The 25,303-nt window shown below is 70.8% G+C and carries 18 protein-coding genes and 1 riboswitch; of the genes, 6 read left to right on the top strand and 12 right to left on the bottom strand.

Going from position 1 to position 25,303, the window contains the following annotated elements; genetic code table 11:
- Positions 1–45: 45 nt before the first annotated feature.
- The 3 genes from AB0G84_RS17460 to AB0G84_RS17450 all read right to left on the bottom strand — a co-directional run bounded on the left by AB0G84_RS17460 (position 46) and on the right by AB0G84_RS17450 (position 2,748).
- The gene (locus tag AB0G84_RS17460) at positions 46–612 is read right to left on the bottom strand and encodes a hypothetical protein (RefSeq protein WP_361320992.1); all 567 of its coding nucleotides are present in this window, start codon (positions 610–612) and stop codon (positions 46–48) included.
- A gap of 87 nt (positions 613–699) precedes the next feature.
- Positions 700–1,599: a zinc metalloprotease HtpX gene (gene htpX / locus AB0G84_RS17455; RefSeq protein ID WP_361320990.1), complete on the bottom strand. Its 900-nt coding sequence runs from the start codon at positions 1,597–1,599 to the stop codon at positions 700–702.
- A gap of 252 nt (positions 1,600–1,851) precedes the next feature.
- Positions 1,852–2,748: an LLM class flavin-dependent oxidoreductase gene (locus tag AB0G84_RS17450; protein ID WP_361320988.1), complete on the bottom strand. Its 897-nt coding sequence runs from the start codon at positions 2,746–2,748 to the stop codon at positions 1,852–1,854.
- A gap of 416 nt (positions 2,749–3,164) precedes the next feature.
- Between AB0G84_RS17450 and AB0G84_RS17445 the strand changes: the two genes are divergently transcribed.
- Positions 3,165–4,112 carry a Cof-type HAD-IIB family hydrolase gene (locus tag AB0G84_RS17445; protein WP_361320986.1) on the top strand — a complete coding sequence of 316 codons (948 nt, stop codon included), beginning with the start codon at positions 3,165–3,167 and terminating at the stop codon, positions 4,110–4,112.
- A gap of 126 nt (positions 4,113–4,238) precedes the next feature.
- Here the strand turns inward: AB0G84_RS17445 and AB0G84_RS17440 are convergent, their stop codons facing one another.
- From AB0G84_RS17440 to hisC, 5 genes are all read right to left on the bottom strand, one after another.
- Positions 4,239–5,954: a GAF domain-containing protein gene (locus tag AB0G84_RS17440; RefSeq protein ID WP_361320984.1), complete on the bottom strand. Its 1,716-nt coding sequence runs from the start codon at positions 5,952–5,954 to the stop codon at positions 4,239–4,241.
- A gap of 90 nt (positions 5,955–6,044) precedes the next feature.
- A complete protein-coding gene (gene cydD, locus AB0G84_RS17435; protein WP_361320982.1) occupies positions 6,045–9,713 on the bottom strand; it encodes a thiol reductant ABC exporter subunit CydD in 3,669 nt (1,222 codons plus the stop codon).
- 47 nt (positions 9,714–9,760) lie between these two features.
- Positions 9,761–10,762, bottom strand: a complete 1,002-nt coding sequence (gene cydB / locus AB0G84_RS17430; RefSeq protein WP_361320980.1) for a cytochrome d ubiquinol oxidase subunit II — start codon at positions 10,760–10,762, stop codon at positions 9,761–9,763.
- 9 nt (positions 10,763–10,771) lie between these two features.
- Positions 10,772–12,280, bottom strand: coding sequence for a cytochrome ubiquinol oxidase subunit I (locus AB0G84_RS17425; protein WP_361321070.1), 1,509 nt, complete (start codon positions 12,278–12,280; stop codon positions 10,772–10,774).
- A 378-nt stretch (positions 12,281–12,658) separates the two neighbouring features.
- Positions 12,659–13,738 carry a histidinol-phosphate transaminase gene (gene hisC / locus AB0G84_RS17420; protein WP_361320978.1) on the bottom strand — a complete coding sequence of 360 codons (1,080 nt, stop codon included), beginning with the start codon at positions 13,736–13,738 and terminating at the stop codon, positions 12,659–12,661.
- Positions 13,739–14,196: 458 nt separating this feature from the next.
- On the opposite strand from hisC, the gene AB0G84_RS17415 reads away from it, so the two are divergent.
- The 4 genes from AB0G84_RS17415 (at position 14,197) to AB0G84_RS17400 (ending at position 18,826) form a co-directional block, all read left to right on the top strand.
- Positions 14,197–15,297, top strand: a complete 1,101-nt coding sequence (locus AB0G84_RS17415) for a LacI family DNA-binding transcriptional regulator (RefSeq protein WP_361320976.1) — start codon at positions 14,197–14,199, stop codon at positions 15,295–15,297.
- 323 nt (positions 15,298–15,620) lie between these two features.
- Positions 15,621–16,724: a metallophosphoesterase gene (locus tag AB0G84_RS17410; protein ID WP_361320974.1), complete on the top strand. Its 1,104-nt coding sequence runs from the start codon at positions 15,621–15,623 to the stop codon at positions 16,722–16,724.
- 223 nt (positions 16,725–16,947) lie between these two features.
- On the top strand, positions 16,948–17,838 hold the full coding sequence (locus AB0G84_RS17405) for a hypothetical protein (RefSeq protein WP_361320972.1): 891 nt from the start codon (positions 16,948–16,950) through the stop codon (positions 17,836–17,838).
- Positions 17,839–18,496: 658 nt separating this feature from the next.
- Entirely contained in the window at positions 18,497–18,826 is a 330-nt protein-coding gene (locus AB0G84_RS17400) for a hypothetical protein (protein WP_361320970.1), read from the top strand.
- A gap of 766 nt (positions 18,827–19,592) precedes the next feature.
- Here AB0G84_RS17400 and thiC read toward each other — a convergent pair.
- A complete protein-coding gene (gene thiC / locus AB0G84_RS17395) occupies positions 19,593–21,386 on the bottom strand; it encodes a phosphomethylpyrimidine synthase ThiC (protein ID WP_361320968.1) in 1,794 nt (597 codons plus the stop codon).
- Positions 21,381–21,537, bottom strand: a riboswitch (TPP riboswitch). It overlaps the preceding gene by 6 nt.
- A gap of 72 nt (positions 21,538–21,609) precedes the next feature.
- Between thiC and AB0G84_RS17390 the strand changes: the two genes are divergently transcribed.
- The gene (locus AB0G84_RS17390; RefSeq protein ID WP_361320967.1) at positions 21,610–22,989 is read left to right on the top strand and encodes a YibE/F family protein; all 1,380 of its coding nucleotides are present in this window, start codon (positions 21,610–21,612) and stop codon (positions 22,987–22,989) included.
- 45 nt (positions 22,990–23,034) lie between these two features.
- On the opposite strand, the gene AB0G84_RS17385 is transcribed toward AB0G84_RS17390, so the two are convergent.
- The 3 genes from AB0G84_RS17385 to AB0G84_RS17375 all read right to left on the bottom strand — a co-directional run bounded on the left by AB0G84_RS17385 (position 23,035) and on the right by AB0G84_RS17375 (position 25,130).
- Positions 23,035–23,457: an SsgA family sporulation/cell division regulator gene (locus AB0G84_RS17385; RefSeq protein WP_361320966.1), complete on the bottom strand. Its 423-nt coding sequence runs from the start codon at positions 23,455–23,457 to the stop codon at positions 23,035–23,037.
- Between the two features lie 103 nt (positions 23,458–23,560).
- Complete coding sequence (locus AB0G84_RS17380; protein WP_361320965.1) at positions 23,561–24,331, bottom strand: IclR family transcriptional regulator C-terminal domain-containing protein; 771 nt, start codon at positions 24,329–24,331, stop codon at positions 23,561–23,563.
- Between the two features lie 577 nt (positions 24,332–24,908).
- Entirely contained in the window at positions 24,909–25,130 is a 222-nt protein-coding gene (locus tag AB0G84_RS17375; protein ID WP_361320964.1) for a DUF5326 family protein, read from the bottom strand.
- Positions 25,131–25,303: the final 173 nt, after the last annotated feature.

The raw sequence follows: 25,303 nt of genomic DNA, 5'->3' as shown, positions 1-25,303 counted from the left end.
ATGCGCCCCGGAGCCCGTCGGACCGGTGGCTCCTCCGGGGGAGGCTCAGTCCGCCGTCCCCGGCGCTCCCCAGACGGGGAACCAACGCGAGAGGTCCTCCTCCACACGGAGGTCGTCCTTGAGCAGGCTGCTCACCTGAAGCTCCCGCGCGTTGTCGCGTTTCTGCTGGCCGGGGAGCTTGCACACCGGGTAGAACGTGCCGCGCTTGTAGAGGTAGACCAATGCCAGCGACCGCTGCCGCTCGTCCCGGAAGTCAAGCAGCGAGCAGAGCAGCTGCGGCCCGAAGCCCGCCTCCTCCAGGGAGGTGTTGACCGCATGCAGGTCGTTGACCAGGCCCGCGACGTCCTCCGCCGAATGGCGGACCAGCAGCCAGGTATAGCCGTAGCCGTCCTGGGTGAACTCCACCGAACCGTCCAGCAGGGACCGCGCCTCCTCCTGGATGCGTGCGAAGGCCCCGCCCTCGACGCTCGCAAAGCACACCGATCCCAGGCCGGTGGGGCTGAAACCGGCCGCGGCCTGGAGGGTGACCGCGGCTGACGGCAGCGCGAAGAGCTGATCGAGATCGGGCCGCACCGGCTTGCTGCGGCCCAGAATGACGTCCAGGAATCCCATGCGCGCCCTACTCCTCGTCGTTCTCCGTGGCGGACCGCTCGCTGTTCTCCACGGCGGCTCCCTCCTTCGGGTCACGCGGTCTCGGCCTCACGGCCGCCCCAGCTCCGTCGCGATCCGACCCAGCTGCTCCAGCCGCTGCTCCAGCGTCGGGTGCGAGGACAGCAGCCGGTGGAAGCTCTCCTTGTTGAACGCCGGGGCGAAGTAGAAGGCGTTGAACGGCTGGGCCTTGCGCAGGTCTTCGGTCGGGATCCGGGCGATCTGGCCGGTGACCTTGGTCAGTGCGGCGGCCAGCGCGGAGGGCCGGCCGGTCAGCAGCGCGGCGGCCCGGTCGGCGGACAGTTCGCGGTAACGGGACAGCAGCCGGGTCAGCAGGAAGCTGATCGCATAGACCACGACGCTGACGGCCGTGACGACGAGCACCGCGATGGCCGCGTTCTGGTCCCGGTTGTTGCGGCCGACACCGCTCCACAGCGCGGCCCGGGTGATGATCCCGGCCAGCACGCCGAGGAAGGAGGCGATGGTCATCACCGCGACATCGCGGTGCGCGACGTGCGAGAGCTCATGGGCCAGCACCCCCTCCAGCTCCTCCGGTTCCAGCCGCCTGAGCAGGCCGGTCGTGGCGCAGACCATCGAGTTCTTCTGGTTCCGGCCGGTCGCGAACGCGTTCGGCACATCCGACTCGGCGATCGCAACCCTCGGTTTGGGCATGTCGGCCAGCGCACACAGCCGGTCGACGGCGCCGTGCAGCTCCAGCGCCTGCTCCGGGGTGACCTCGCGCGCCCCCATGCTGAACGCCGCGATCCGGTCGCTGTACCAGAACTGCGCGACGAACAGGGCGCCGGAGATCAGCAGCACCACCACCCAGGCGCCCTTGAGCAGGACCACCAGCACGCCCACGATCACGACGTAGAGCAGTCCGATGAGGAACATCGTCGTGACCATGCGCGAGGTCAGCCCGCGGTCCGGGGCGAATCGGGTCTGTGCCATGGCTCCTCCACACACCGCACTTCGCGCAGTGCGCCGATCCGCCCGCGCGCCGGTCCACACCGTGCGCCGCGGCCGCCGCCCTGCGCCGCTGTCCCGATTCTCCCTCTTCGGGGCTCTATTCGGGGTAAAGCCGGGGCCGCTAACTGGCCGAGCGCGTCGACCGGTACCTGGCCGGGCAGGTCGGTCCGGCCAGACAGCGGCCAGGCAGCGGCCAGCCACCGGCCGGGTACCGCCCCGCCGGACCTTGTCGACCTAGCCCCCCAGCTGCCCCAGCGCCTCCGTGGCGATCCGCTCGAAGACCGCGACATCGGCCGCGAACACCGAATCGGCGATCGGCCAGTGGATGACCACTTCGTCGATGCCCAGCTCGCGGTGGCGGCCGGCGAAGTCCACAAAGGCGTCCAGGGAGTCCAGCGGGCGGTCCGGAGTGAACCCGGTCAGCATGACCTTCTGCAGTTCACCGGCGTCCCGGCCCTGGTCGGCACAGGTCTTGGCGAGCCGCTCCACCTGTCCGCGGACCGCCTCCAGCGACTCGGCCGGCGTACCGCCGCCGTTCGAGACCTTCGGGTCGCCGGTCGTTACCCATGCCTGCCCGTACCGGGCGGCCAGCCGCATCCCGCGCGGGCCAGTGGCCGCCACCGCGAACGGCAGCCGCGGGCGCTGCACACAGCCCGGGATGTTGCGCGCCTCGTCCGCGGAGTAGTGCACCCCCTCGTGGGTGACGGCGTCCTCGGTCAGCAGCCGGTCCAGCAGCGCCACGAACTCGCCGAAGCGGTCCGCCCGTTCGCGCGGCGACCAGGCCTCCTGCCCGAGCGCGGTGGCGTCGAAGCCGTTGCCGCCGGCGCCGATGCCCAAGGTGAGACGGCCGTCACTGATGTCGTCGAGCGAGATCAGCTCCTTGGCGAGGGTGACCGGGTGGCGGAAGTTCGGGGAGGTGACGAGGGTGCCCAGCCGCATCCGGGAGGTCGCGGCGGCCGCCGCGGTCAGGGTGGGGAGGGCGCCGAACCAGGCCTGGTCGCGGAAACTCCGCCACGAGAGGTGGTCGTAGGTGTACGCGGCGTGGAAGCCCAGCTCCTCGGCGCGCTGCCAGACCTCCCGCCCACCTTCGGACCAACGGCGGACGGGGAGTATCACGGTGCTCAATCGCATGCCTCCGAGCCTACGGCCGTCCGGAAGCCGCCGGCTGTCGAACCGGTCACGGCCGTCCGGAAGCCACCAGCCCGGACCCGGTTACGGCCGCCCCGGTATGCGGCGACTGTGGCCCGGTTACGGCCGCCCCGGTAGGCGTCGGCTGTCCGACTGGGCGGCGACCATCGGCCCGGTCACGGCCGTCCCGGTAGGCGTCGGACATCCGACTGGGCGGCGACCATCGGCCCGGTCACAGCCGCCCCGGTAGGCGTCGGCCATCCCGCTGGGCGGCGGCCATCGGCCCGGCCACGGCCGCCCCGGCGGCCGTCACGGCCGGGACGGCGGGAGCCGCCTCCCCTGCGTGCCGAACCCACCCCGGCGGCTCACACGCGCAACCCACCGCACGCCTGTGCGTGGAGGTACGGGAAGATGGCCCCGTGACTGATGCCCCCGCCACGCCGCCCCGGGCGCCCGCCCCGTCCGTTGCGCCCCGGCTGATCGCCACCGACCTCGACGGCACGCTGCTGCGCGACGACAAGACGGTCTCCGACCGGACGATCGCCGCGCTCGCCGCCGCCGAGCGGGCCGGCATCGAGGTCTTCTTCGTCACCGGGCGGCCGGCCCGGTGGATGGGCGTGGTCAGCGACCATGTGCACGGTCACGGCCTGGCGATCTGCGCGAACGGCGCCGCCGTGGTCGATCTGCACCGCGGCGGGCGCATCGTCGAGGTCAGCCCCCTGGAGCGGACCATCGCGCTGGACGTGGTGGAGGCGCTGCGCAGCGCGGCACCGGGCACCTCGTTCGCGGTCGAGCGCACCAGCGGCATCCATTACGAGCCCCAGTACCCGCCGCTCCTCCTGGACCCGGCCGCGGTCGTCGCCCCGGCGGAGAAACTGCTCGCCGAGGACTTCGCTGCGCCGCTGACCACCGCCGAGGGCGCCCCACAAGCCAGGGACGCCTTCCCCGGCCAGCCCGTCATCAAGCTGCTCGCCCACCACCCCGAGCTGGAGCCCGACGCGTTCCTTGCGCTGGCCCGCCGGGCCGCCGGCGAGCTGGCGTCCTTCACCCGGTCCAGCCCCACCGCCCTGCTGGAGATCAGCGGCCCCGGTGTCAGCAAGGCGGGCACCCTCGCCCACTGCTGTGCGGAGCGCGGCATCCGCCCGGAGCAGGTCGTGGCCTTCGGGGACATGCCCAACGACATCGAGATGCTGACCTGGGCCGGCACCTCGTACGCCATGGCCAATGCGCACCCGGAGGTCCTGGCGGCCACCACCCACCGCACCGCGTCCAACAACGACGACGGCGTCGCGGTCGTCATCGAGGAGATCCTGCGGCGGTACGGCGACGGCGACAGGGACGGCGACGGGGACCGCGCACCGCGCTGACGGCCGCTCCCGTTAGCCGCGACGGCCGCTCCCGTTAGCCGTGACGACCGGCTCCCGTTAGCCGTGACTGCCACTCCCGTTAGCTGTGACGGCCGGCTCCCACTAGGCCCTCACGCTCGGCTCCCACTAGGCCCTGTCGGCCTGGAGCGGCGCTTCCCAGGTCACGGTGGTGCCGGTGCCGTCCGTGCCCAGCCCCGGCCCGTAGGTGCTGGAGCCGCCCAGTGACTCGGCGCGCTTGGCGAGGTTCCGCAACCCGCTGCGGCGGCCGCCGTCCGGTATGCCGGTGCCGTCGTCGGCGACGGTCAGCCGGACGCCCCCGGTGCCGTCCGGCAGCATGACCGTGGCGTCGACGACGACCTCGATCCGGGAGGCCCCGGCGTGCCGGAAGGCGTTCGACAGCGCCTCCCGCAGCGCGGCGATCAGGTTCTTTCCGGTCAGCTCGCCGACCAGGGAGTCCACCGGGCCGAGGAAGCTGGCCGAGGGCTGGAAGCCGAGCGGTACGGCGGCGGTGCCGATCTCCCGCAGCACCCGGGTCCGCAGGCCGGACGGCGCCTCGGCCGGTCCCTGCTGCAGGGCGAAGATGGCGGTGCGGATCTCCTGGATGGTGACGTCCAGCTCGTCGACCGCCTTGCCGACGCCGCGGGCCACCTCCGGCACCACCGACCGGCGCTGGGCGCTCTCCAGGATCATCCCGGTCGCGAACAGCCGCTGGATGACCAGATCGTGCAGGTCCCGGGCGATCCGGTCGCGGTCCTCGTAGACCGCCAGCCGCTCCCGGTCGCGCTGGGCATCGGCCAGCACCAGGGCCAGGGCGGCCTGCGCGGCGAACTGGATCGCCAGGGTCCGCTCTGCGGTGGTGAACGGGCGGGCGCCCCGGGAACGCGGTGTGGCGAGGGTGCCGAGGACCCGCCCGCCGCTCTTGAGCGGCAGCATCATGCTCGGCCCGAACCGGGCCGCGAGGTGGGTGACCATCCGGGGATCGGTGGCGGCGTCGTGCACGAACACCGCCTCTCCGGCGAGGAGTTGCTCGGCCACCGGGCTGTCGGGCGGGATATGCGTCCCCAGGATCCCGGTGAGGTCGTCGGCCGACACCGCGACGATCTCCAGTCCGCCCTCCTCGTCCGGTAGCAGCACGATGCCGGCCGCCGAATCCGCCAGCTTCCTGGCCTGTTCGGCGACCACCGCGAGCGCATCGTCGACGTCGCTGCCGGCGAGGAGTTCGGTGGTCACCGCCACCGACCCGTCGATCCACCGCTCCCGCTGGCGGGCCGCCGCATGCATCCGGGCGTTGCCGATCGCGATGCCGGCCTCGGTCGCGAGCACCCGCACCATGTGCAGGTCCTCCTCGCTGAACTCCCCGCCGCCGCGCTTCTCCGTCAGGTAGAGATTGCCGAAGATCTCGCCCTGGACCCGGACCGGTACACCCAGGAACGTCCGCATCGACGGGTGCCCCGGCGGGAAGCCGGCCGACCGCGGGTCCCGGGTCAGATCCCCCAGGCGCAGCGGCTTGGGGTCGTGGATGAGCGCGCCGAGCAGGCCCTTGTGACCGTCGGGCAGCGCGCCGATCCGCTCGTGCTCCTGCGCGGTCACACCGTAGGTGACGAAGTCCGACAGTCCCTCGCGGGCGTCGTCGATGATCCCGATGGCGGCATAGCGGGCATCGGCCAGCTCGGCGGCGGTCTCCACGATCCGGTCGAGGGTGATGTGCAGATCGAGGCCCGCGCCGACGGTACGCATCGCCTCCAGCAGCTGGGGCACCCGCGCGGTCAGCTCCGAGGACAGCCCCTGCAGGCTGCGGGTGGCTTCGGTGGCGGCATCCATGGGGTCGGGAGCGGGCTCCATGCCCACGAGCCTAATAAGGGGGCAATTGCAGGGAAAGTGCAGTTTTGGGTGGTGCGGGGCGCGCGGGCCCCGCACCGCGCGCCGCTGCGGTCACGCGCCCACCGCGGTGGCCTCCACCGTGCCGTACGCCGCGTCCACCGCCCGCTCCCGCTCCCGCATCCGCCGGAACGGGCCGTCGGCCGCGGCCAGCTCGGCGTATCCGCCGCGCTGCACCGGCCGCCCACGGTCCAGCACCAGCACCTCGTCGACCGCCTCCAGGCCGGTCAGCCGGTGGGTGATCAGCACCGTCGTACGCCCCTCCGTCGCGGCCAGCAGATCGGCGGTCAGCGCATCGGCGGTGGCCAGGTCGAGGTGCTCGGCGGGCTCGTCCAGCACCAGCACCGGGAAGTCCGCGAGCAGCGCACGGGCCAGTGCCAGGCGCTGCCGCTGGCCGCCGGACAGCCGGGCACCGTGCTCCCCGACCATGGTGTCCAGGCCGTCGGGCAGCCCGCGCACCCAGTCGGCGAGCCGCGCCCGCTCCAGGGCGTCCCACAGGTCCCGGTCGTCGGGGCCGGCGTCGGGGCCACCCGAGCTGGGGCCGTCGGCGCCGTCCGGTGCGGCGCCCCGGTTCCGGCGGGCGAGCCGGAGGTTCTCCCGCAGTGAGCTGTCGAAGAGGTGGGCGTCCTGTGCACACAGGCCCACCAGCCGTCGGACCGCGTCCCCGTCCAACGCCTCGGCGTCGGTGCCGCCCAGGGTGTACGTCCCGGCCTCCCGGTCCAAGAACCGCAGCAGCGTCTGCGCCAGCGTGGTCTTTCCGGAGCCGGACGGGCCGACGACGGCGAGCCGGTGACCGGCCGTCAGGGTGAGACCGACCCCGTCCAGCGCCGGCCGCTGCTGGCCGGTGTGGCGCGCGGTCAGGTCCGTGAGGACCAGCGGGAACGGCGAGGCGGGGGCCGGCGCGGGGGAGGCCGGCTCATGCACCGGAGCGGGGGCGTCCAGCACCTCGAAGACCCGCTCGGCGGCGCGCCGGGTGCGCTGTCGGTACTGCACGGCGAGCGGCAGCCCGGCCACCGCCTCGAACGCGGCGAGCGGGGTGAGCACCACGACCGCCAGCGCCACCCCGGCCAGCCGGCCCTCCTGGACCGCCTGGACGCCGGCCACCGCCGCCGCGGCGACCGTCAGCCCGCACAGCAGCGCCGAGAGCCCGGCGCCGGCCCCGGCCACGGTGGCCGAGCGGGAGGCGATCCGGGTCAGCTCGCGGTCCGCGCGCCGGACCGCGTCCGTACGGGCGGCCAGGGCGCCGGCCACCGTCAACTCGGCGGTACCGGTGAGCACATCGACGACGCGGGTGGCGAGCCGGCCGCGGGCCGGGGCCAGCCGGCGCTCGGTGCGGCGGGCCAGCAGGCCCGCCAGCGCCGGCACTCCCACCCCGGCGAGCAGCAGGCCGGCGGCGAGGATCGCGCCGGCCTCCGGCAGCAGCCAGGCGGTGAAGCCGACGGTGCCGGCACCGACCAGCACGGCCGCCCCGGCGGGCAACAGCCAGCGCAGGAAGTGGTCCTGGACGGCGTCGACGTCGGCGACGAGCCGGGAGAGCAGATCGCCGCGGCGCCGCTCGGTGAGTCCGGCCGGTGCCAGCCGCTCCAGCCGGCGGTAGACGGCCACCCGCACCTCGGCGAGCATCCGGAACACCGCGTCATGGGCGACCAGCCGCTCGGCGTACCGGAAGACCGCCCGCCCGATGCCGAAGGCACGGGTCGCGGTGACCGCCAGCATCAGGTACAGCACCGGTGGCTGCTGCGCGGCCCGCGAGATCAGCCAGCCGGAGGTCGCCATCAGGCCCACCGCGCTGCCCAGGGCGAGGCTGCCGAGCAGCAGCGCCAGAGCGAACCGCCCCCGGCGGGCGCGGGCCATCCGCCGCAGCCGGGCCGGTGCGGAGCCGGGGGCCGGGGCGGTGTCCGGTGCGGCCTTGGCGTCGGACGCGGTGAGGCCGGAGGACGGGTCGAACGGGAGGAACGGGGCGGACGGAGCAGATGCCGAGGAAGCCGAGGAAGCCGAGGAAGCCCCGTTCACGGTTTCACGTGAAACCGCCGCCGGGGCCACGGCGGTGGCCGCCCCGAGGGCGGTGGCCGGGTCCGGCAGCCGCACCACCCGGTCCGCCACCGACAGCAGCGCCGGCCGGTGGACCACCAGCAGCACCGTCCGTCCCTCGGCGAGCCGGCGGACCGCGGCAACGACGGCCTCCTCGGTCTCCCCGTCCAGATTCGCGGTGGGCTCGTCCAGCAGCAGGATCGGGCGATCGGCGAGGAAGGCCCGGGCCAGTGCCAGACGCTGGCGCTGACCGGCGGAGAGCCCCGCGCCCGCCTCCCCGAGCCGGGTCTCCAGGCCGTCGGGGAGCGCCTCGACGAAGTCCAGCGCACCGGCGTCCGCCAGGGCGGTGCGCACCGCGGCCGGCCCCGCGTCCGGCCGCGCCAGCCGTACGTTCTCGGCGATGGTGCCGGCGAACAGGTGCGGCTGCTGCGGCACCCAGGCGATCCGCTGCCGCCAGCTGTCGGGGGAGATGGCGGCGAGGTCCCGGCCGTCGACGAGGACCCGGCCCTCGGCCGGCGCGGTGAAGCCGAGCAGCACGCTCAGCAGCGTGGACTTGCCGGCGCCGGAGGGCCCGACCAGGGCGACCGTTTCACCGGGCCGGACCGCGAACGACGTCGCGGGCAGCGAGTCGGCGGCCCGTCCGGGGTAGCGAACGACCAGGTCCTCGACGGCCAGCGCGGTGCCCTCAGGCGCGGGCGCGGTGCCGGCCGTGGGCAACGGGGTCTCCAGGATGGCGAAGACCTCCTCGGCGGCCGCGAGGCCCTCGGCCGCGGCGTGGTACTGCGCGCCCACCTGCCGCAGCGGCAGATACGCCTCGGGGGCGAGCACCAGCACCATCAGGCCGGTGGAGAGGTCGAGTTCGCCGTGCACCAGCCGCATCCCGATGCCGACCGCGACCAGGGCGACGGAGATGGTCGAGAGGAGCTCCAGCGCGAAGGAGGAGAGGAAGGCGATCCGCAGGGTGCGCAGGGTGGCCCGGCGGTAGGCGCCGGTGATGCTGCGGATGGCGGCGGCCTGGGCCTTGGCCCGGCCGAAGACCTTGAGGGTGGGCAGGCCCTCGACGACATCGAGGAAGTGCCCGGACAGCCGGCCGAGCAGTCGCCACTGGCGGTCCATCCGCGCCTGGGTGGCCCAGCCGATCAGGACCATGAACAGCGGGATCAGCGGGAGGGTGAGGACGATCGTCAGTGCCGAGATCCAGTCGCCGGTGACGATCCGGGCGAGCACGGCAGCGGGCACCACCACCGCCAGCCCCAGCTGCGGCAGATAGCGGGAGAAGTAGTCGTCCAGGGCGTCGATACCGCGGGTGGCGAGGGTGGCCAGCTCGCCGGTGCGCAGCGCGGCGGCCCGGCCGTCGGCCGCACTGCCGGCGCCCGGCCCCAGCCGCGCCGCCCGCTCGACCAGCCGCATCCGCAGCTCGGACTTCACCGCCGCCCCCGCGCGGTGGGCGGCCAGTTCGGTCAGCCAGGAGACCAGTCCGCGGCCGACGGAGACCGCGGCGAGCAGCGCCAACGGTGTGGCCAGAGCGCCGGGACCGAGGCCGCGCTGGAAGGCACCGACCACGATCTCGGCGATCAGCATCGCCTGGCCGACGACCAGGCCCGCTCCGGCGAGCCCGAGCACCACCACCGCGACGAGGAAACCGCGGGTGGCGCGGGCGTAACGGAGCAGACGCGGGTCGACGGGTTTCACGTGAAACAGTCCATCCTGCCGAGGCCGCCCCGGAGGGCGGCGTCCGGCTAGTGGGATTCGGCGATGTGCTGGGTACCGATGCGCTTGCGGAACACCCAGTACGTCCACGCCTGGTAGAGCATCACGAGGGGTGCGGCGATCCCGGCGCCCCACGTCATGATCTTCAGGGTGTAGGGGCTGGACGAGGCGTTGCTGACCGTGAGGCTCCAGCTCTCGTTCAGCGTGGACGGCATGACGTTCGGGAAGAGCGTCAGGAACAGCATGGTGACCGCCGCGGCGATGGCGATGCCGGAGAAGGCGAACGCCCAGCCCTCACGGCCCCGTGCGTTGGCCACCAGCGCCGCCACCAAGGCGACCACCGCCACGATCACGGCGATCAGACTGGTGCCGTCGCCCTGGTCGACCTGGGTCCAGCCCAGGAAGCCGACCACCAGCACGGCGCTGACCAGCCCGAGGACGGTCGCCAGCTTGCGTGCCCGCCCCCGGATGTCCCCCACCGTCTTCAGCGAGGCGAACACCGCGCCGTGGAAGGTGAACAGCGTCAGGGTGACCAGCCCGCCGAGGAGGGCGTAGGGGTTGAACAGGTCGAGCAGGGTGCCGACGTACTCCTTGTGCGCATCGATCGGCACACCGCGCACGATGTTGCCGAACACCACACCCCACAGCACCGCGGGCACCAACGAGGCCCAGAAGATCGCCTGTTCCCAGTTGCGCTGCCAGCGTTCCTCGGGCCGCTTGTGGCGGTACTCGAAGGCGACTCCGCGCACGATCAGACAGACCAGGATGACCAGCAGCGGCAGGTAGAAGCCGGAGAACAGGGTGGCGTACCACTCGGGGAAGGCGGCGAAGGTAGCCCCGGCCGCGCTGATCAGCCAGACCTCGTTGCCGTCCCAGACGGGTCCGATGGTGTTGATCAGGACGCGCCTCTCGCGCCGGTCACGGGCGAGCAGCTTGGTGAGCACGCCGATCCCGAAGTCGAACCCTTCGAGGAAGAAGTAGCCGGTCCAGAGGAAGGCGATCAGGACGAACCAGACGTCGTGGAGTTGCACGGTCGCCTCCTAGTACGAGAAGGCCATCGGCCGGTCGGCGTCCGCGCTGTCGCCGCCGATCCTGGTGGGCGGGTTGAGGTCGGAGTCGGTGAGCTCCTGGGGACCGGCCTTGACGTACTTCACCAGCAGCTTGACCTCGATCACGGCGAGGATCGCGTAGAGCGTGGTGAAGACGATCATCGAGGTGAGCACCTCGGCCTGCGAGACGCCCGGGGAGACCGCGTCCGAGGTGCGCAGCACGCCGTAGACGACCCAGGGCTGGCGGCCGGTCTCGGTGAAGATCCAGCCCCACGAGTTCGCGATGAGCGGGAAGCCGAGGGTGACGAAGGCCAGCGACCAGTACCACTTGCTCAGCCGGGCACCGAGCACCTTGTTCTTGGTGAGCACCAGGTGCGGTGGCTCTTCGTCGCCGGTACGCAGCCCCGGCGACAGCCAGAACTTCTTCCGGGTCAGCCAGAGCCCGGCGAGGCCGATGGCGAACGACGACATACCGAAGCCGATCATCCAGCGGAAGCCCCAGTAGGCGACCGGGATGTTGGGTCGGTAGTCGCCGGGACCGAACTTCTGCTGCTCGGCCTTGTTGACGTCGTTGATGCCGGGGACCGGCGAGCTGAAGTCGTTGTGTGCGAGGAAGGAGAGCAGGCCGGGCACCTCGATGGCGACCTTGTTGTGGCCCTTGTCGACATCGCCGTAGGCGAAGACCGAGAACGGGGCCGGCTCCTCCTTGTCCCACAGCGCCTCGGCGGCGGCCATCTTCATGGGCTGCTGCTTGAACATAACCTTGCCGAGCGAGTCCCCACTGATCGCAGTGAGGACGCCGGCTATGACCAGGGTGATCAGCCCGAGCCGCAGCGAGGTCCGCATGACCTTGATGTGCTTCTTGCGCATCAGGTGGAAGGCGGCGATGCCGACCATGAACGCGGCACCGGTCAGGAAGGCGGCGGTCAGTGTGTGGAACACCACGACCAGGGTGGTGTCCTGGGTCAGCACCTTCCAGAAGTCGGTGAGCTCGGCCCGCTTGGTGACGGCGTTGTACCGGTAGCCGACCGGGTGCTGCATCCAGGAGTTCGCGGCGAGGATGAAGTACGCCGAGAGCATGGTGCCGATCGAGACCATCCACATGCAGAAGCAGTGGATCTTCTTGGGCAGCTTGTCCCAGCCGAAGATCCACAGTCCGATGAAGGTGGACTCGAAGAAGAAGGCGATCAGGGCCTCGAAGGCCAGCGGGGCACCGAAGACATCACCGACGAACCGCGAGTAGTCGGACCAGTTCATTCCGAACTGGAACTCCTGGACGATGCCGGTGACGACACCCATCGCGATGTTGATCAGAAACAGCTTGCCCCAGAACTTGGTGGCCTGGAGGTACTTCTCCTTGCCCGTTCGCACCCATGCGGTCTCGAGTCCGGCCACCAAGGCGGCGAGGGAGATCGTCAAGGGGACGAACAGGAAGTGGTAGACGGTCGTGATGCCGAATTGCCATCGCGCCAGTGTCTCTGGCGCCAACGCCAGTTCCACGTCGTGCACTCCTAACATCGCCATTGCCTAGGGCAATGTCCCTTTCGCGTCACATAAAAGCGGTACATACCGGGACGGGCTTGTGAACGCGTTCACATTCACAAGCAATTATCTCCCATCGCATCTCAGCCATGACGACGGGGGTGCGTGACCGCGGTCACGCACGAGGAATGGCGCATACGCGGCCCCGCGTGGCCGATGACCACCCGCGGGCACCCTCCTCCGATTTTCAACATGCTGTTGAAAATCGCCCCTGCGGCTATGTGCTGCTCGCCGCGCTCCCCGGGGCGCCCACAGAAAAGCCAGAGGCCGTGGGTCGGGGACCCACGGCCTCACAGCACCTCTCGTGCAGCGACGCGCCGAACGCGCCGCAAACGCCTACAGCGCCTTGCGGAACTCCTCCGCGGCCTGCAGGAACAGGTCCATCGCCGGGCTCTCGCCGATCGTGACCCGGACCCCCTCATCAGGGAACGGCCGCACGACCACGCCGGCCCGCTCACAGGCCGCCGCGAAGTCGGTCGTCCGCTCCCCCAGCCGCAGCCAGACGAAGTTGGCGTGCGATTCGGGCACCGTCCAGCCCTGGCCGAGCAGCCCCTCGACCACCCGCGCCCGCTCGCTCACCAGCGCATCGACCCGCTCCAGCAGCGCGCTCTCACTGCGCAGCGACGCCACCGCCGCCTCCTGCGCGAGCTGACTCACCCCGAAGGGCACCGCCGTCTTGCGCAGCGCGGCGGCCACCTCGTCGTGCGCCACCGCGAAGCCGACCCGCAGCCCCGCCAGGCCGTACGCCTTGGAGAAGGTCCGCAGCACACAGACGTTGGGGCGGTCCCGGTAGAGCTCGATGCCGTCCGGCACCTCGGGGTCCCGGATGAACTCGCGGTACGCCTCGTCCAGCACCACCAGCACATCGCCCGGCACCCGGTCCAGGAAGGACTCCAGCTCCGCCCGGCGTACGACGGTGCCGGTGGGGTTGTTGGGATTGCAGACGAAGATCAGGCGGGTCCGGTCGGTGAGCGCGGCGAGCATCGCGTCCAGGTCGTGCACCTCGCCGGAGGTCAGCGGGACCGGGACAGCGGTGGCACCGGAGACCTGGGTGACGATCGGGTACGCCTCGAACGATCGCCAGGCGTAGATCACTTCATCGCCGGGCCCGGCCGTCGCCTGGACCAGCTGCTGGGCCACCCCGACCGATCCGGTCCCGGTCGCCAGGTGCTCCACCGGCACCGAGAAGTGCTCGGACAGCTCCGCCATCAGACCCGTGCAGGCCAGGTCCGGGTAGCGGTTGAAGGAGCCGGCCGCCTGCACCGCGGTCTCCAGGACGCCGGGCAGCGGCGGATAGGGGTTCTCGTTGGAGGACAGCTTGTAGGTGACACGACCGTCGGCCGGTGCCGGCCGGCCCGGCTTATAGGTGGGGATGCCGTCCAGTGCAGCACGCAGCTTCGGGGTCTTCTCGCTCACCGCAGGTCCTCCTCGACGTCCCTGTCGTCTCCAATACTGCACACCTTATGAGGATTGACCCGTTCGGCGGCAGACCCGATGCCCGGCCGGCCCGGCGCGCGGGCCCGACCACCCTGGTACGGCCGCCCGCACCACCCCGGTACGGGCACGCGTGCCGTCCCGGCGCGCCCGCCCCTAGCGCCCCGCGCAGGGATGCCGGGGCGCGCTCCCTCGGTCGTCGCGCGCCGGTAGCTCGCGCCGTGGCGCGCGTCCCCCGTCAAGGTGACTTGAGGCCTCTTCGAGGCCTGAGTCAATCGACAGGCAAGGACGACCGATCTCCCCCCGAATGATCAATATTAACGCCAACTTACTTTATTTCGCAGGCATTTGACGGCTGATCACCATGCAGAAACGTACCTTTCCGCCAGCCCTGACGGAACCCCGCGAATGGCCCTACCGAGCCCTACTATCGGCTCGCCATGACAGCAGCAGGGAAGCACCAGGTGAGCCGGTCGACCGGCCGCCGGCTGGGGCGGGCAGGCATCCGGGACGTGGCCGCCGCAGCCGGTGTGTCGATCACGACCGTCTCCGACGCGCTCAACGGCAAGGGCCGGCTTCCGGACGCCACCCGTAGCCATGTCCGCGAGGTGGCCGACCGGCTGGGCTACCGCCCGTCGGCAGCCGCCCGCACCCTCCGTACCGGCAAGTCGGGGCTCCTCGGCCTGACTGTGACCACGTACGGGGATGAACCTTTCACCTTCACCGAGTTCGCGTACTTCGCGGAGATGGCCAGAGCCGCCACCTCCGCCGCGCTGGCCCGCGGCTACGCCCTGGTCATCCTCCCGGCGACGTCCCGCCACGACGTGTGGTCCAACGTCGCCCTGGACGGCACGGTCGTCATCGACCCCGCCGACGGCGACCCGGTCGTCACCGAGCTCGTCCGGCACGGCATCCCCGTGGTCTCCGACGGCCGCCCCGGTGGCACCCTGCCGGTCACCGGCTGGGTCGACAACGACCACGAGGCCGCCGTCCTCGGCCTGCTCGACCATCTCGCCGACGCCGGCGCCCGCCGCATCGGCCTGCTCACGGGCACCACCACCGACACCTACACCCGGCTGTCGACCACCGCCTACCTGCGCTGGTGCGAACGCGTCGGCCAGGACCCGGTGTACGAGTCCTACCCGGCGCACGACCCCTGTGCGGGCGCGGTCGCGGCCGACCGGCTGCTCGCCCGCCCGGACCGGCCGGACGCCGTCTACGGCCTCTTCGACCCCAACGGCACCGATCTGCTCGCCGCCGCCCGGCGCTACGGCCTGCGGGTGCCGGAGGACCTGCTGCTGGTCTGCTGCAGCGAATCCGCCGTCTACGCCGCCACCGACCCGCCCGTCACCACCCTGTCCCTCAAGCCGCGCCGCATCGGCACCGCCGTCGTGCAGATCCTGATCGACGCCATCGAGGGACTCGACAACGGCCGGCCCGTCGAACAGGTGATACCGACCGACCTGATCGTGCGGACCTCGTCCCAGCGGCGGTCGCCCCGGACGACGGTGAGTCCACCACGGGGTCCCGCGGGCGACTGAAGAGCCCGTCCTTGCCCCCGGCCGTCCGGCCCGGGGTGCAAGGACGAGGTCGGCGCATAAGGAAGCGCGGGGGCGAGCGGGCGCGCCGGTCGGCTCCGAGCGCCCGCGTGCGCCAGGAAAAAACAGGGCGATCACGGTATAAATCGGTGGCGAACGCCGGTCTCCGCCGGATTGACCACCCCCGGGTGCGTCACAACCTGCGACCGGCATTCCTATGATGGGCGCACGACACCGCGGACCGCCGTCGACCAGGCAAAGGTCCGAGAGGTGCAGGCGGCGCGACGGTGGAGGGGTCGATGACTCAGGGGGCCAGTCAGGGACCCATGGTGTGGACCATGGGGGGACAGACTCCGGAGTCCGCTCCGTTGCCCGGCGCGCCCGCGGGCGCGCCCGCCGGATCTCCTCCGGCGCCCCCGATGCACCCACCCGCCGGGATCCCGGCCGCGCCGCCCGCCGCCCCGGTCGCGCCGCCGGCCGAGCTGTCGCCGGACTACACCCCGACCGCCCGCGACCTGCCGGTCATCACCCCGGGCCGCACGGACACCCTGATCGACCGTCCGGCTGTCGTCCCGGTGCCCGAGGCCGCAGAGGACGCCGACGCGCCCCACGGCATGGGCCCGCTGTACGTCGTCGGCGATGTGCACGGCTACTACGACGAGCTGCGCGAGGCGCTGGCCGCCGAGGGCCTGATCGACGCCGACGGCAACTGGGCGGCCGGCAACGCCCGGCTCTGGTTCCTCGGCGACTTCACCGACCGGGGCCCGGACGGCATCGGCGTCATCGACCTGGTGATGCAGCTCTCCGCCGAGGCCGCGGCGGCCGGCGGCTACTGCAAGGCCCTGATGGGCAACCACGAACTCCTGCTGCTGGGCGCCAAGCGGTTCGGCGACACCCCCGTCCAGTCGGGCGCGGGCACCGCCTCGTTCCAGGCCGCCTGGCTGCTCAACGGCGGCCAGAAGTCCGACATGGACCGCCTGGAGGACCACCACCTGCAGTGGATGGCCCGGCTGGACGCCGTGATGGAGGAGGACGGGCACCTGCTGGTGCACTCCGACACCACCGCCTACCTCGAATACGGCGACTCCATCGAGGCCGTCAACGACACCGTCCACGACGTGCTGACCCGCAGCGACGCGGACGAAGTCTGGGACCTGTTCCGGAAGTTCACCAAGCGCTTCGCCTTCCGCGACGATTCCGGGGCGCAGGCCGTCCGCGAACTCCTGGACGCCTACGGCGGCGACCGGGTGGTCCACGGCCACAGCCCGATCCCGTATTTGCTGGGCGAGGTCGGCACGGAGGACGGCGAGGGCGACGGCATCGCGGTCGACGGTCCGCACGTCTACGCCGACGGTCTGGCCATCGCCATGGACGGCGGCGTCACGATGGCCGGAAAGCTGCTGGTCGCCCAACTCCCGCTGGCGGGCTGACCGTTCCGGGGGCAGCCTGCCGCCGGTCGGTGGACCGTCGGCCGGAGGCGGCACCGGGGAGTGGTACCGGCTGAATCCGGGCATCGCCTTATTCAATTCCGCAAACTCTCTGTCACCGCATGCCGGAGTCGCTCTACCATCGGACTATCCGTAGCAGGCTCTCCTCCGTTTCCGCCCACTGCCCGGCCAACGCCGGCCGTACGGCCCTACGGAGCATCGGGGGATGCACATGAACAGCGCTCCGCACCTGCTGAACGAGGATCGCGCGGAATTCGCGCGGATCCTTGATGAGGCGCTGCGTACCGCCGCATACCGCCCGGACGGCACCGACGCCGCCACGGGAAACCATCTCAGCACCGAGCAGTTGCGCGCGATGGCGCTCAGCGCGACCACCGCCATCGCCGCCTGCGCCACGGCCGAATACCAGCGTTACGTACAGCTCCGTGCCGCCTCGCGCGCGCCCGCCGCGGCACCGTCCGGCGCCGGCGCGCGCGGCGTGGAGCCGGAGGCCGCCGCCGGCGGGGGGCTGGGACAGGCCACCGTCGAAGCGCTCGGCGAGGCCGAAACCACCGGGGCCGGACTGGCCGCGATGATCACGGTGCTCGCCCCGGTCCTCGCGGGCATCGCCGCCGTGCTCTTCCTGCTCATCGGCTATGTCCTGCGCGCGCTCGGCCCCGACGCCTCGCTGGCGCAGCCACTGATCAGCGTGGGCTGGGTCTTCGCCGTGCTCACCGCCGCGGGTGCCCTCGTCGCGATGGGCGGGCTGGTCGTCACGGCACTGCGCAACAACGCCTCCGCCGACTCCGCGAGATCCGGGGAGCCGGGCGGGGTGCTGGACGACGCCCATGAGGCCTGGCGCCGCGCCCTCCTGGAGCGCGGTCTGCTGCCGTTCCTGCGCGAGGCGCTGGCCGGCTCGCCGGTGCCGGCGGACGAGGAGCCGGTGCGCGCCGCACCGGGCCGCAGCACGGCCCCCGAGAGCCGTATCCCCACCCTCGGCTACACCCGTCCCGAGTTCAGCAGCCCGGAGAGCGGCTCCCCGGGCTCCCGTCCGCGCTACTCCAGCCCGGACTACACCAGCCCGGAGTACGGCGGGCCGGGGCGCTCCCAGGAGTAAGCAGCAGTAAGGGAGTTGGGACCGGCCCACCGGCCGTACGGGACGAGGCCCCCGCCTTGGGGCAGGGGCCTCGTCCCGTACGGCAGGATCGCCGGACTAGTCGGCGATCGGGAGGTAGACGCGATTGCCCGCCGCGGCGAACTCCCGGTACTTCTCCGCCATTCCGGCCTCGGCCTCGACCGCCAGGTCGCCATAGGGTCACGGACTGGAGAGACAGACAACGCCCCCGGTCGAGGGCTGGCGATCACCGCGTGTGCTCGCCGGGGCATATCGACTCCAGGTCCCCCAGCTTCGGTGGCCAGCCGGGTGGCCGTCTTGTCGTGGGTGCCGTGCGCCTTTCGGTGTTGATCTGCTTGCCGTGATTCTCCACGAGAGTGCGAACCACGGCGTCCGCAGAGGGGGGCTCCTTACGCGAAGGCGGGTCACTTCGCGGGATCTTGCTGCGTACCCAGTACTGCCCGAGTGTGGTGGTGAATCGGCCTTGTTGCCTGGGATGGCTTACTGGCCGAGCGTGAGACGGGCTGTCTTCGCCGTGTCGGCCTTGCCGCCACTCCAGTGGCAGCAGCAGTCAAATGGGCTAATCATGGTCGTGTAACTGCCCATCCGGCGCTCTGCGACTCGTGCGGGATCAGGCAACCACCCACTTCCTGGAGCATCCATGAAGACGAAGTCCAAGATCGGGCCAACTCACGACACCGCCTTTTTCGATGCCATTCAGGCAGCATTCGACAAGTACCCGGATGTCGCGAAGGACTACTCCATCCGGCATATCGGTGGGGTAGTTGACGCCATGAGAGTCGACCTCGATCGCCAGGTTGCGGTGTCGAACGTTCAGGACGGTGAGATCGTCACCAAGTTCGTTGACCGGTCGCCCGATCCCGTCGATCCTCCTCCCGATCCGACCACAGACCCGGGGTGCTGCGAGTGGCGGTTGAGGCACCATGAATGGGTATGCGTTGAGGTCTGCATGGTGCCACCCCCAACCTAGCGATTACCGGATCTGACATGGCCAATCCCCAGGCCGGCCCGGTCGCCTCGCGCGCAACGGCGCGCTTCTCACCCCATCGGTCGGATGCGCGGCAGCACCGCCGCTGTCCATGAGCAAGGTCGGGCCCACCTTCGCCTTCCTTGCAGGGAGCAGCACTACTGCATGACCAGGCTGAAGTCCCCCTTATTACCCGCTACGTCGTACCAATTCCCGGTGTAGCGATCCCCATTCGACGCCTCTCGCAGTCCGCTATGAAAGGCGACATACTTTGGCCCGACATTGTGCTGCTTGATGCTGATGACCTCATGTTGCCGAACACACACTTCCCCAGAGAACTCGCTTGGGTCTGCGGTGCTGACGTATTTCGCGGTGAAGCTCTCACCTTGACTATCGACAACCTCGATTGTTTCGGTCCCTACGGACCCTCGTTCGATGATCCAACGACTACCCACTGGAAGAGACATATCGACCTCCTTTACGTTTACACACCACACCTCGGCGTGTATTGCATTCGGCGATCACGGCCTCGCCCGCGCCGGGCGACCCATTGCGTTCATGCTGTACCAAAGGAGGAGCCGAGGCGAGTCCAATGCATCCATACGTGCACAGGGAAGTCGTTTACCCCGCCCCCAACCTGGCGAATCAAAACCAGCGGATCGCCGAAACGCCCTGAAAGCCGATCAGATGCCCTCTTGGGATGATGGTGGGTATCAGGCCGTGTGGTGGAGGCATCGTCAACTCCCCCACCACACACGGCCCCAGCCGGTCAGTCCGCCAACGGCAGGTACATCCGGTTCCCCGCCGCCGCGAACTCCTTCGACTTCTCCAGCATCCCTGCTTCAATCTCCTCAGGAGTCGAGTCCGCGTCACCACCGAACTGCTCTGTGATGCTTCTACTAATCTTCATCGAGCAGAACTTCGGGCCGCACATCGAGCAGAAGTGGGCGGTCTTCGCCGGCTCCGCGGGCAGCGTCTCGTCGTGGAAGGCACGCGCCGTGTCCGGGTCGAGGGCCAGGTTGAACTGGTCCTCCCAGCGGAACTCGAAGCGGGCGTCGGAGAGCGCGTCGTCCCATTCCTGGGCGCCCGGGTGGCCCTTGGCGAGGTCCGCCGCATGGGCCGCGATCTTGTACGTGATGACGCCGGTCTTGACGTCGTCGCGGTCCGGGAGGCCCAGGTGCTCCTTGGGGGTGACGTAGCAGAGCATCGCGGTACCCCACCAGGCGATCATCGCTGCGCCGATGCCCGAGGTGATGTGGTCGTAGGCGGGCGCGATGTCCGTGGTCAGCGGGCCGAGCGTGTAGAACGGGGCCTCTTCGCAGATCTCCTGCTGGAGGTCGATGTTCTCCTTGATCTTGTGCATCGGGACATGGCCCGGGCCCTCGATCATGGTCTGGACGCCATGCCGCTTGGCGATGGAGTTCAGCTCGCCCAGCGTCTTCAGCTCCGCGAACTGCGCCTCGTCGTTGGCGTCCGCGATGGAGCCGGGGCGGAGGCCGTCACCGAGCGAGTAGGTGACGTCGTACGAGGCGAGGATCTCGCAGAGCTCCTCGAAGTGCGTGTAGAGGAATGACTCCTGGTGGTGCGCCAGGCACCAGGCCGCCATGATCGAGCCGCCGCGGGAGACGATGCCGGTCTTGCGGCGGGCGGTCAGCGGGACGTACCGCAGGAGCACTCCGGCGTGCACCGTCATGTAGTCGACGCCCTGCTCGGCCTGCTCGATGACGGTGTCCTTGTAGACCTCCCAGGTCAGCTCCTCGGCCTTGCCGTCGACCTTCTCCAGCGCCTGGTAGAGGGGGACGGTGCCGATCGGGACGGGGGAGTTGCGCAGCACCCACTCGCGGGTGGTGTGGATGTTGCGGCCGGTGGAAAGGTCCATGACCGTGTCGGCGCCCCAACGGGTCGCCCAGGTCATCTTCTCCACCTCCTCCTCGATGGAGGAGGTGACCGCCGAATTGCCGATGTTGGCGTTCACCTTCACCAGGAAGTTCTTGCCGATGATCATCGGCTCGATCTCCGGGTGGTTGACGTTGGCCGGCAGCACCGCGCGGCCGGCCGCGATCTCGTCGCGGACGAACTCGGGCGTGACGTTCTCGCGGAGCGCGACGTACTCCATCTCCGCGGTGACCTCGCCGCGCCGGGCGTAGGCGAGCTGGGTGACCGGGGCGCCGCTACGGCCGCGGCGCGGCTGGCGCGGGCGGCCGGGGAAGACCGCATCGAGGTTCTTCAGGCCACCGCGCGGCGAGGTGTGCTTGAGGCCGTCGTCCTCCGGACGCATGGGGCGGCCGGCGTACTCCTCGGTGTCACCGCGGGCGATGATCCAGTTCTCGCGCAGCGGCGCCAGGCCACGGCGGACATCGGTTTCGATATTGGGGTCGGTGTACGGCCCTGACGTGTCGTAGAGCGTCACGTCCTTGCCGTTGGTGAGGTGCACCCGCCGGACCGGGACCCGCAGGTCGGGGCGCGATCCGGAGACATAGCCCTTGTGCCAGCCGATCTTCGGCTCACCGCTCGCGCTGGCACCGTTCTCGTTTTCGGGCGTGCGTGCATCCTGCAGAGTCATGGAGACCCAACTCCCTACGCCGGCATTACCCGGTAACAGGTTCGGCGGTCGACGCAGCGGCTTCCGTCGTCCGGTGTTTCACGTGAAACACCGCTGGGACGGAGGTCAGCGCCCTCTCAGCCCGGTGCTCCGAGCTCCCGCGATTGCAAAGGTGGCACCAACGGTAGCCGCCGACGCGGTGGGGTGAACAGGGGGCCCCTGGAGTTCTTGCGATGATCTGGAGGTGACCCTTCACGAGTCTCACCACCACGCCGCCCCGCACGCCCACACGCACGGCCACGGTCCCGCGGCGCCCGTCTCCCGGCATCTCCGCAAAGTCATTGCGGCGGTACTGATCCCCTTCGCGACCGCGGTGGCGGTCGGACTGATCGTGCTCTGGCCGGGCGGCGCACCGCCGCACAAGCCGTCCGGAGTCGGCTTCGACCAGCCCACGGAGAAGGCCAGAGTGACCAAGGTGGTGCAGGTGAACTGTGCCGATGTCCATGCCGAGCAGCAGCAGCCGCCCTCGCCAACGGGTCAGCAGCCGACCGGGGGAGCGGCCCGGGGCAAGGCTTGCCAGCAGGCGACGATAGAGGTCACCACGGGCGAGAACGCCGGACGCACCTTCCGGACGGTGGTGACACCGGACGCACTGCGGCGCTACACGGCCGGGCAGGACGTGGTGGTGGCGTACTCACCGAAGGCGCCGAAGGATCTCCAGTACTCGGTCAGCGATGTCGACCGGTCCCTCCCGATGGGCGTACTGGCCGCGATCTTTGCCGTCGCGGTCGTGATTGTCGGGCGGCTGCGCGGGGTGCTCGCGCTGGTCGCGCTGGCGGCCAGCTTCGTGGTGCTGACGCTGTTCATCCTCCCGGCGATCCTGCAGGGGTCGAATCCGCTGGTGGTGGCGGTGGTCGGGGGCAGCGCGATCATGCTGATCGCGCTCTATCTGTGCCATGGGCTGACCGCCCGTACCTCCGTCGCGGTCCTCGGCACCCTGGCGTCACTCCTGCTGATCGGGCTGCTCGGATCGGTGTTCATCAACTGGGCGCTGCTGACCGGCAATACGGACGACACCACCGGCCTGGTGCACGGGCTCTTCCCGGACATCGAGATCCGCGGGCTGCTGCTGGCGGGGATCATCATCGGGTCGCTGGGGGTGCTCGACGATGTGACGGTGACCCAGACCGCCGCGGTCTGGGAGCTGAAGGAGGCCGACCCCGCCGCGGGCTGGCGGAAGCTGTACGGCGCGGCGATGCGGATCGGCCGGGACCACATCGCCTCCGTCGTCAACACCCTCGTACTGGCCTACGCGGGCGCCGCACTACCTCTGTTGTTGCTGTTCACGATCGCACAGAGCGGGGTCGGTACGGTCGCCACCAGCGAGGTGGTCGCCGAGGAGATCGTCCGCACGCTGATCGGCAGCATCGGGCTGGTCGCCTCGGTACCGCTGACGACGCTGCTCGCGGCCCTGGTCGTCTCGGCGGACCGCACGGGCGAGGGGATCCCGCACGCACGGGGCGCGTCGGGTGCATCGGACGCGTCGGGCGCGACAGGCACGGTGGACACGACCGTCGGCCGGAGCGGACGGCGCGGCGGGCACGGCAGGCGGCGCAAGCGCTGAGGAGCGGGGCGAGGGCGGCGCCGAAACGGTACGTCCGGGCCGGCCTCAGCCGGCCGGCGCCTCGGTGAGGATCCGGTCCAGTACGGCCTCCAGCGTGTCGCAGACCTCTTCCTTGCCCAGCGGCACGACCCGGTCCGTACGGTCCAGGAAGGCGACCAGCGGTGCGGCGCTCACCCGGAACAGGGCGCGCTCCGGGCCCACTTGGAGGCTGATGAAGACATCGCTGAGGTGCTCGGGGGAGGCTGGCTGGATCCGTACGTCCCCCTCACCGGACGGCCCGCTCAGGCCGTCCAGCAGCAGCTCGCGACCGAATGCCCAGGTGACCGGCGCATCGCCGGGCAGATCGAAGGTGAAGCGGACGGCGTACGGATCGGCGCGGTCGAAGTCCAGCTCCACCGGAATCCGGAACGCGAGCTCCTCCGAGACGACGAAGCTCATGATCACTTCTGCCTGAACTGTGTCGGTCATCAACCACTGCCCCGCACTTGATTCGCAGATGGCCGGGAACACCCCCAAAGCCCTGTGAACGCCATCGTCGGCCACAGGCAGACAGATCACAAGGAGTGAGTTTTCAGATACTGATAGAGAAGGCGAGTGTCGTTAGTGCCGCCTCCGCCTTTATGCGTAGTCGATCCGTGACGGACCGCAATCGGTGCAGTTCGCTGACGGGAAGGGACACCGCGAGCGTGGCGGCTGCCGCACCGACCTGGACGGGGATGGCCGAGCACACCGTGCCCAAGGCATATTCCTGGCGCTCATAGGCCACCTGGCAGCGACGCACCGTATCCAGTCGGTACAACAGTTCTCCCTCGGACCGCACGGAGAAGGGCGTCGTCGACTGCACCGGGTACCGCGACAGGTGCTCCCTCCGCGCCGCCTCGTCAAGCTGCGCGAGCAGACATTGCCCGATCGCGTGAGCGTGCGCGGTGCTCCGGAAGTCGACCCACTCCTCCACCGACGGCCGGCCCGGGTCGTCGCTCACCGCCACCACCTCCACCTCGCCCTCGCGGTAGACGGCGAAGTAGACGGCGGCGCCCAGCTCCCGGCCCGCCACGGCCAGCGCCTGCGAGATCTGCACCCGCTGCCGGCGTAGGCCCCCGGCCCGGCCGATCGCCTCGGCCGCGGCGCCGACGACGAAGAGGCCGTTCTCGCGCTGCAGATAGCCCTCGTGGGCCAGCGTCCGCAGCAGGTGGTAGGTCGTCGCAAGGGGCAGCCCGGCCTCCCTGGCGAGCTGTTTGGCCGGCGCCCCGTCGGCGTGCGCCCCCACCGCCTCCAGCAGTCTCAGCGCCCGCCGCACCGACCCGATCAAGGTGGGAGGTGAGCCGGATTCACCGTTCGCCATTGCCAACGCCGACCCCCAGGTCCGTTCGCCATGGGGCACGGGAGCCCCGGTCGCGGGACCCGCTCCCGCCACCGCGCGCGTCTACCGGGCCCCGTGATGACGGCCGGTCGGCCTCGCCGCACTCGGCATGTGCCGGAACCTCACCGTCCGGAAGACGCCTGCGCTCGCACTGTAGCCGCGGGGGTCGAGGCGTCAGGGGGAAAGCCGGGGGAGTTAACCCCCTTGGTGCACCAGTCGGACGTCAGTGGCCAAGGCCGACCCCGTGGACGGTGGACGGCGTGGCCTGCCATCGGACGGCGGGGACCGGCGAGGTCCGGCAGTGGAGGGCGGGGTCCGGCAGTGGAGGGCGGGGTCCGGCGGTGGAGGGCGGGGTCCAGCGGGATCCATGAACGGACGCCTGATCCGGTGAGGTCCGTCCGCGGAAGGGCGGGGCCCACCCGGGCCCCGTCGCCCGGACGCCGCCGCCGGGGCGTCGGTCGTCCGGACGCGGCGTCGGTCGCCCGGGCGGGGCGTCGGTCGCCCGGGCGGGGCGTCGGTCGCCCGGGCGGGGCGTCGGTCGCCTGGGCGGGGCGTCGGCCTACCAGTCGCTCTTCGACGAGGACGACGAGCTGCTGACCCGGCGGACGAGGTAGATGACGCCGGCGATCAGGGCCGCCGCGATGAGGACCTTGAACAGCAGTCCGACCAGGATGCCCAGCGCGGTGGCGATGAATCCGCCGAAGACCACGATCAGGATGACTGGAATCACAACCCAGGTGACCCACCACGGAAGCCCTGCGAATATCCCCTTACCAGCCACTGCTCTGCCCTGCTTTCTGTCTGTCGCGCCGTCTGTGTCTGTTGCCTGTACCGCGCTATCTGTCGGTGCGCTCTTCTGCTGCGCCGAGGGCGCCCTCCACGGGCCGCGTGCCACCGCGCCCCGCCTCCGGCTCTCCCTACATCCACGATGCTAGGACGCGGGGCATGGCTGTG

Origin of the sequence: Streptomyces sp. NPDC020742 (assembly GCF_040641675.1) — a bacterium.
Classification (GTDB): Bacteria; Actinomycetota; Actinomycetes; order Streptomycetales; family Streptomycetaceae; genus Streptomyces.
The sequence above is the reverse complement of the archived record's forward strand: the minus strand, read 5'-3'. Positions and strand labels throughout refer to the sequence as shown.

What these genes read in the sequence shown, in the direction of transcription:
- AB0G84_RS17405 (WP_361320972.1), top strand. Translation starts at nt 16,948, where the DNA reads ATGCACATGAACAGCGCTCCGCACCTGCTGAACGAGGATCGCGCGGAA.
- AB0G84_RS17450 (WP_361320988.1), bottom strand. Translation starts at nt 2,748, where the DNA reads ATGCGATTGAGCACCGTGATACTCCCCGTCCGCCGTTGGTCCGAAGGT.
- AB0G84_RS17380 (WP_361320965.1), bottom strand. Translation starts at nt 24,331, where the DNA reads ATGGCGAACGGTGAATCCGGCTCACCTCCCACCTTGATCGGGTCGGTG.
- AB0G84_RS17410 (WP_361320974.1), top strand. Translation starts at nt 15,621, where the DNA reads ATGGTGTGGACCATGGGGGGACAGACTCCGGAGTCCGCTCCGTTGCCC.
- thiC (WP_361320968.1), bottom strand. Translation starts at nt 21,386, where the DNA reads ATGACTCTGCAGGATGCACGCACGCCCGAAAACGAGAACGGTGCCAGC.
- AB0G84_RS17400 (WP_361320970.1), top strand. Translation starts at nt 18,497, where the DNA reads ATGAAGACGAAGTCCAAGATCGGGCCAACTCACGACACCGCCTTTTTC.
- AB0G84_RS17415 (WP_361320976.1), top strand. Translation starts at nt 14,197, where the DNA reads ATGACAGCAGCAGGGAAGCACCAGGTGAGCCGGTCGACCGGCCGCCGG.
- AB0G84_RS17440 (WP_361320984.1), bottom strand. Translation starts at nt 5,954, where the DNA reads ATGGAGCCCGCTCCCGACCCCATGGATGCCGCCACCGAAGCCACCCGC.
- AB0G84_RS17460 (WP_361320992.1), bottom strand. Translation starts at nt 612, where the DNA reads ATGGGATTCCTGGACGTCATTCTGGGCCGCAGCAAGCCGGTGCGGCCC.
- AB0G84_RS17385 (WP_361320966.1), bottom strand. Translation starts at nt 23,457, where the DNA reads ATGACCGACACAGTTCAGGCAGAAGTGATCATGAGCTTCGTCGTCTCG.
- htpX (WP_361320990.1), bottom strand. Translation starts at nt 1,599, where the DNA reads ATGGCACAGACCCGATTCGCCCCGGACCGCGGGCTGACCTCGCGCATG.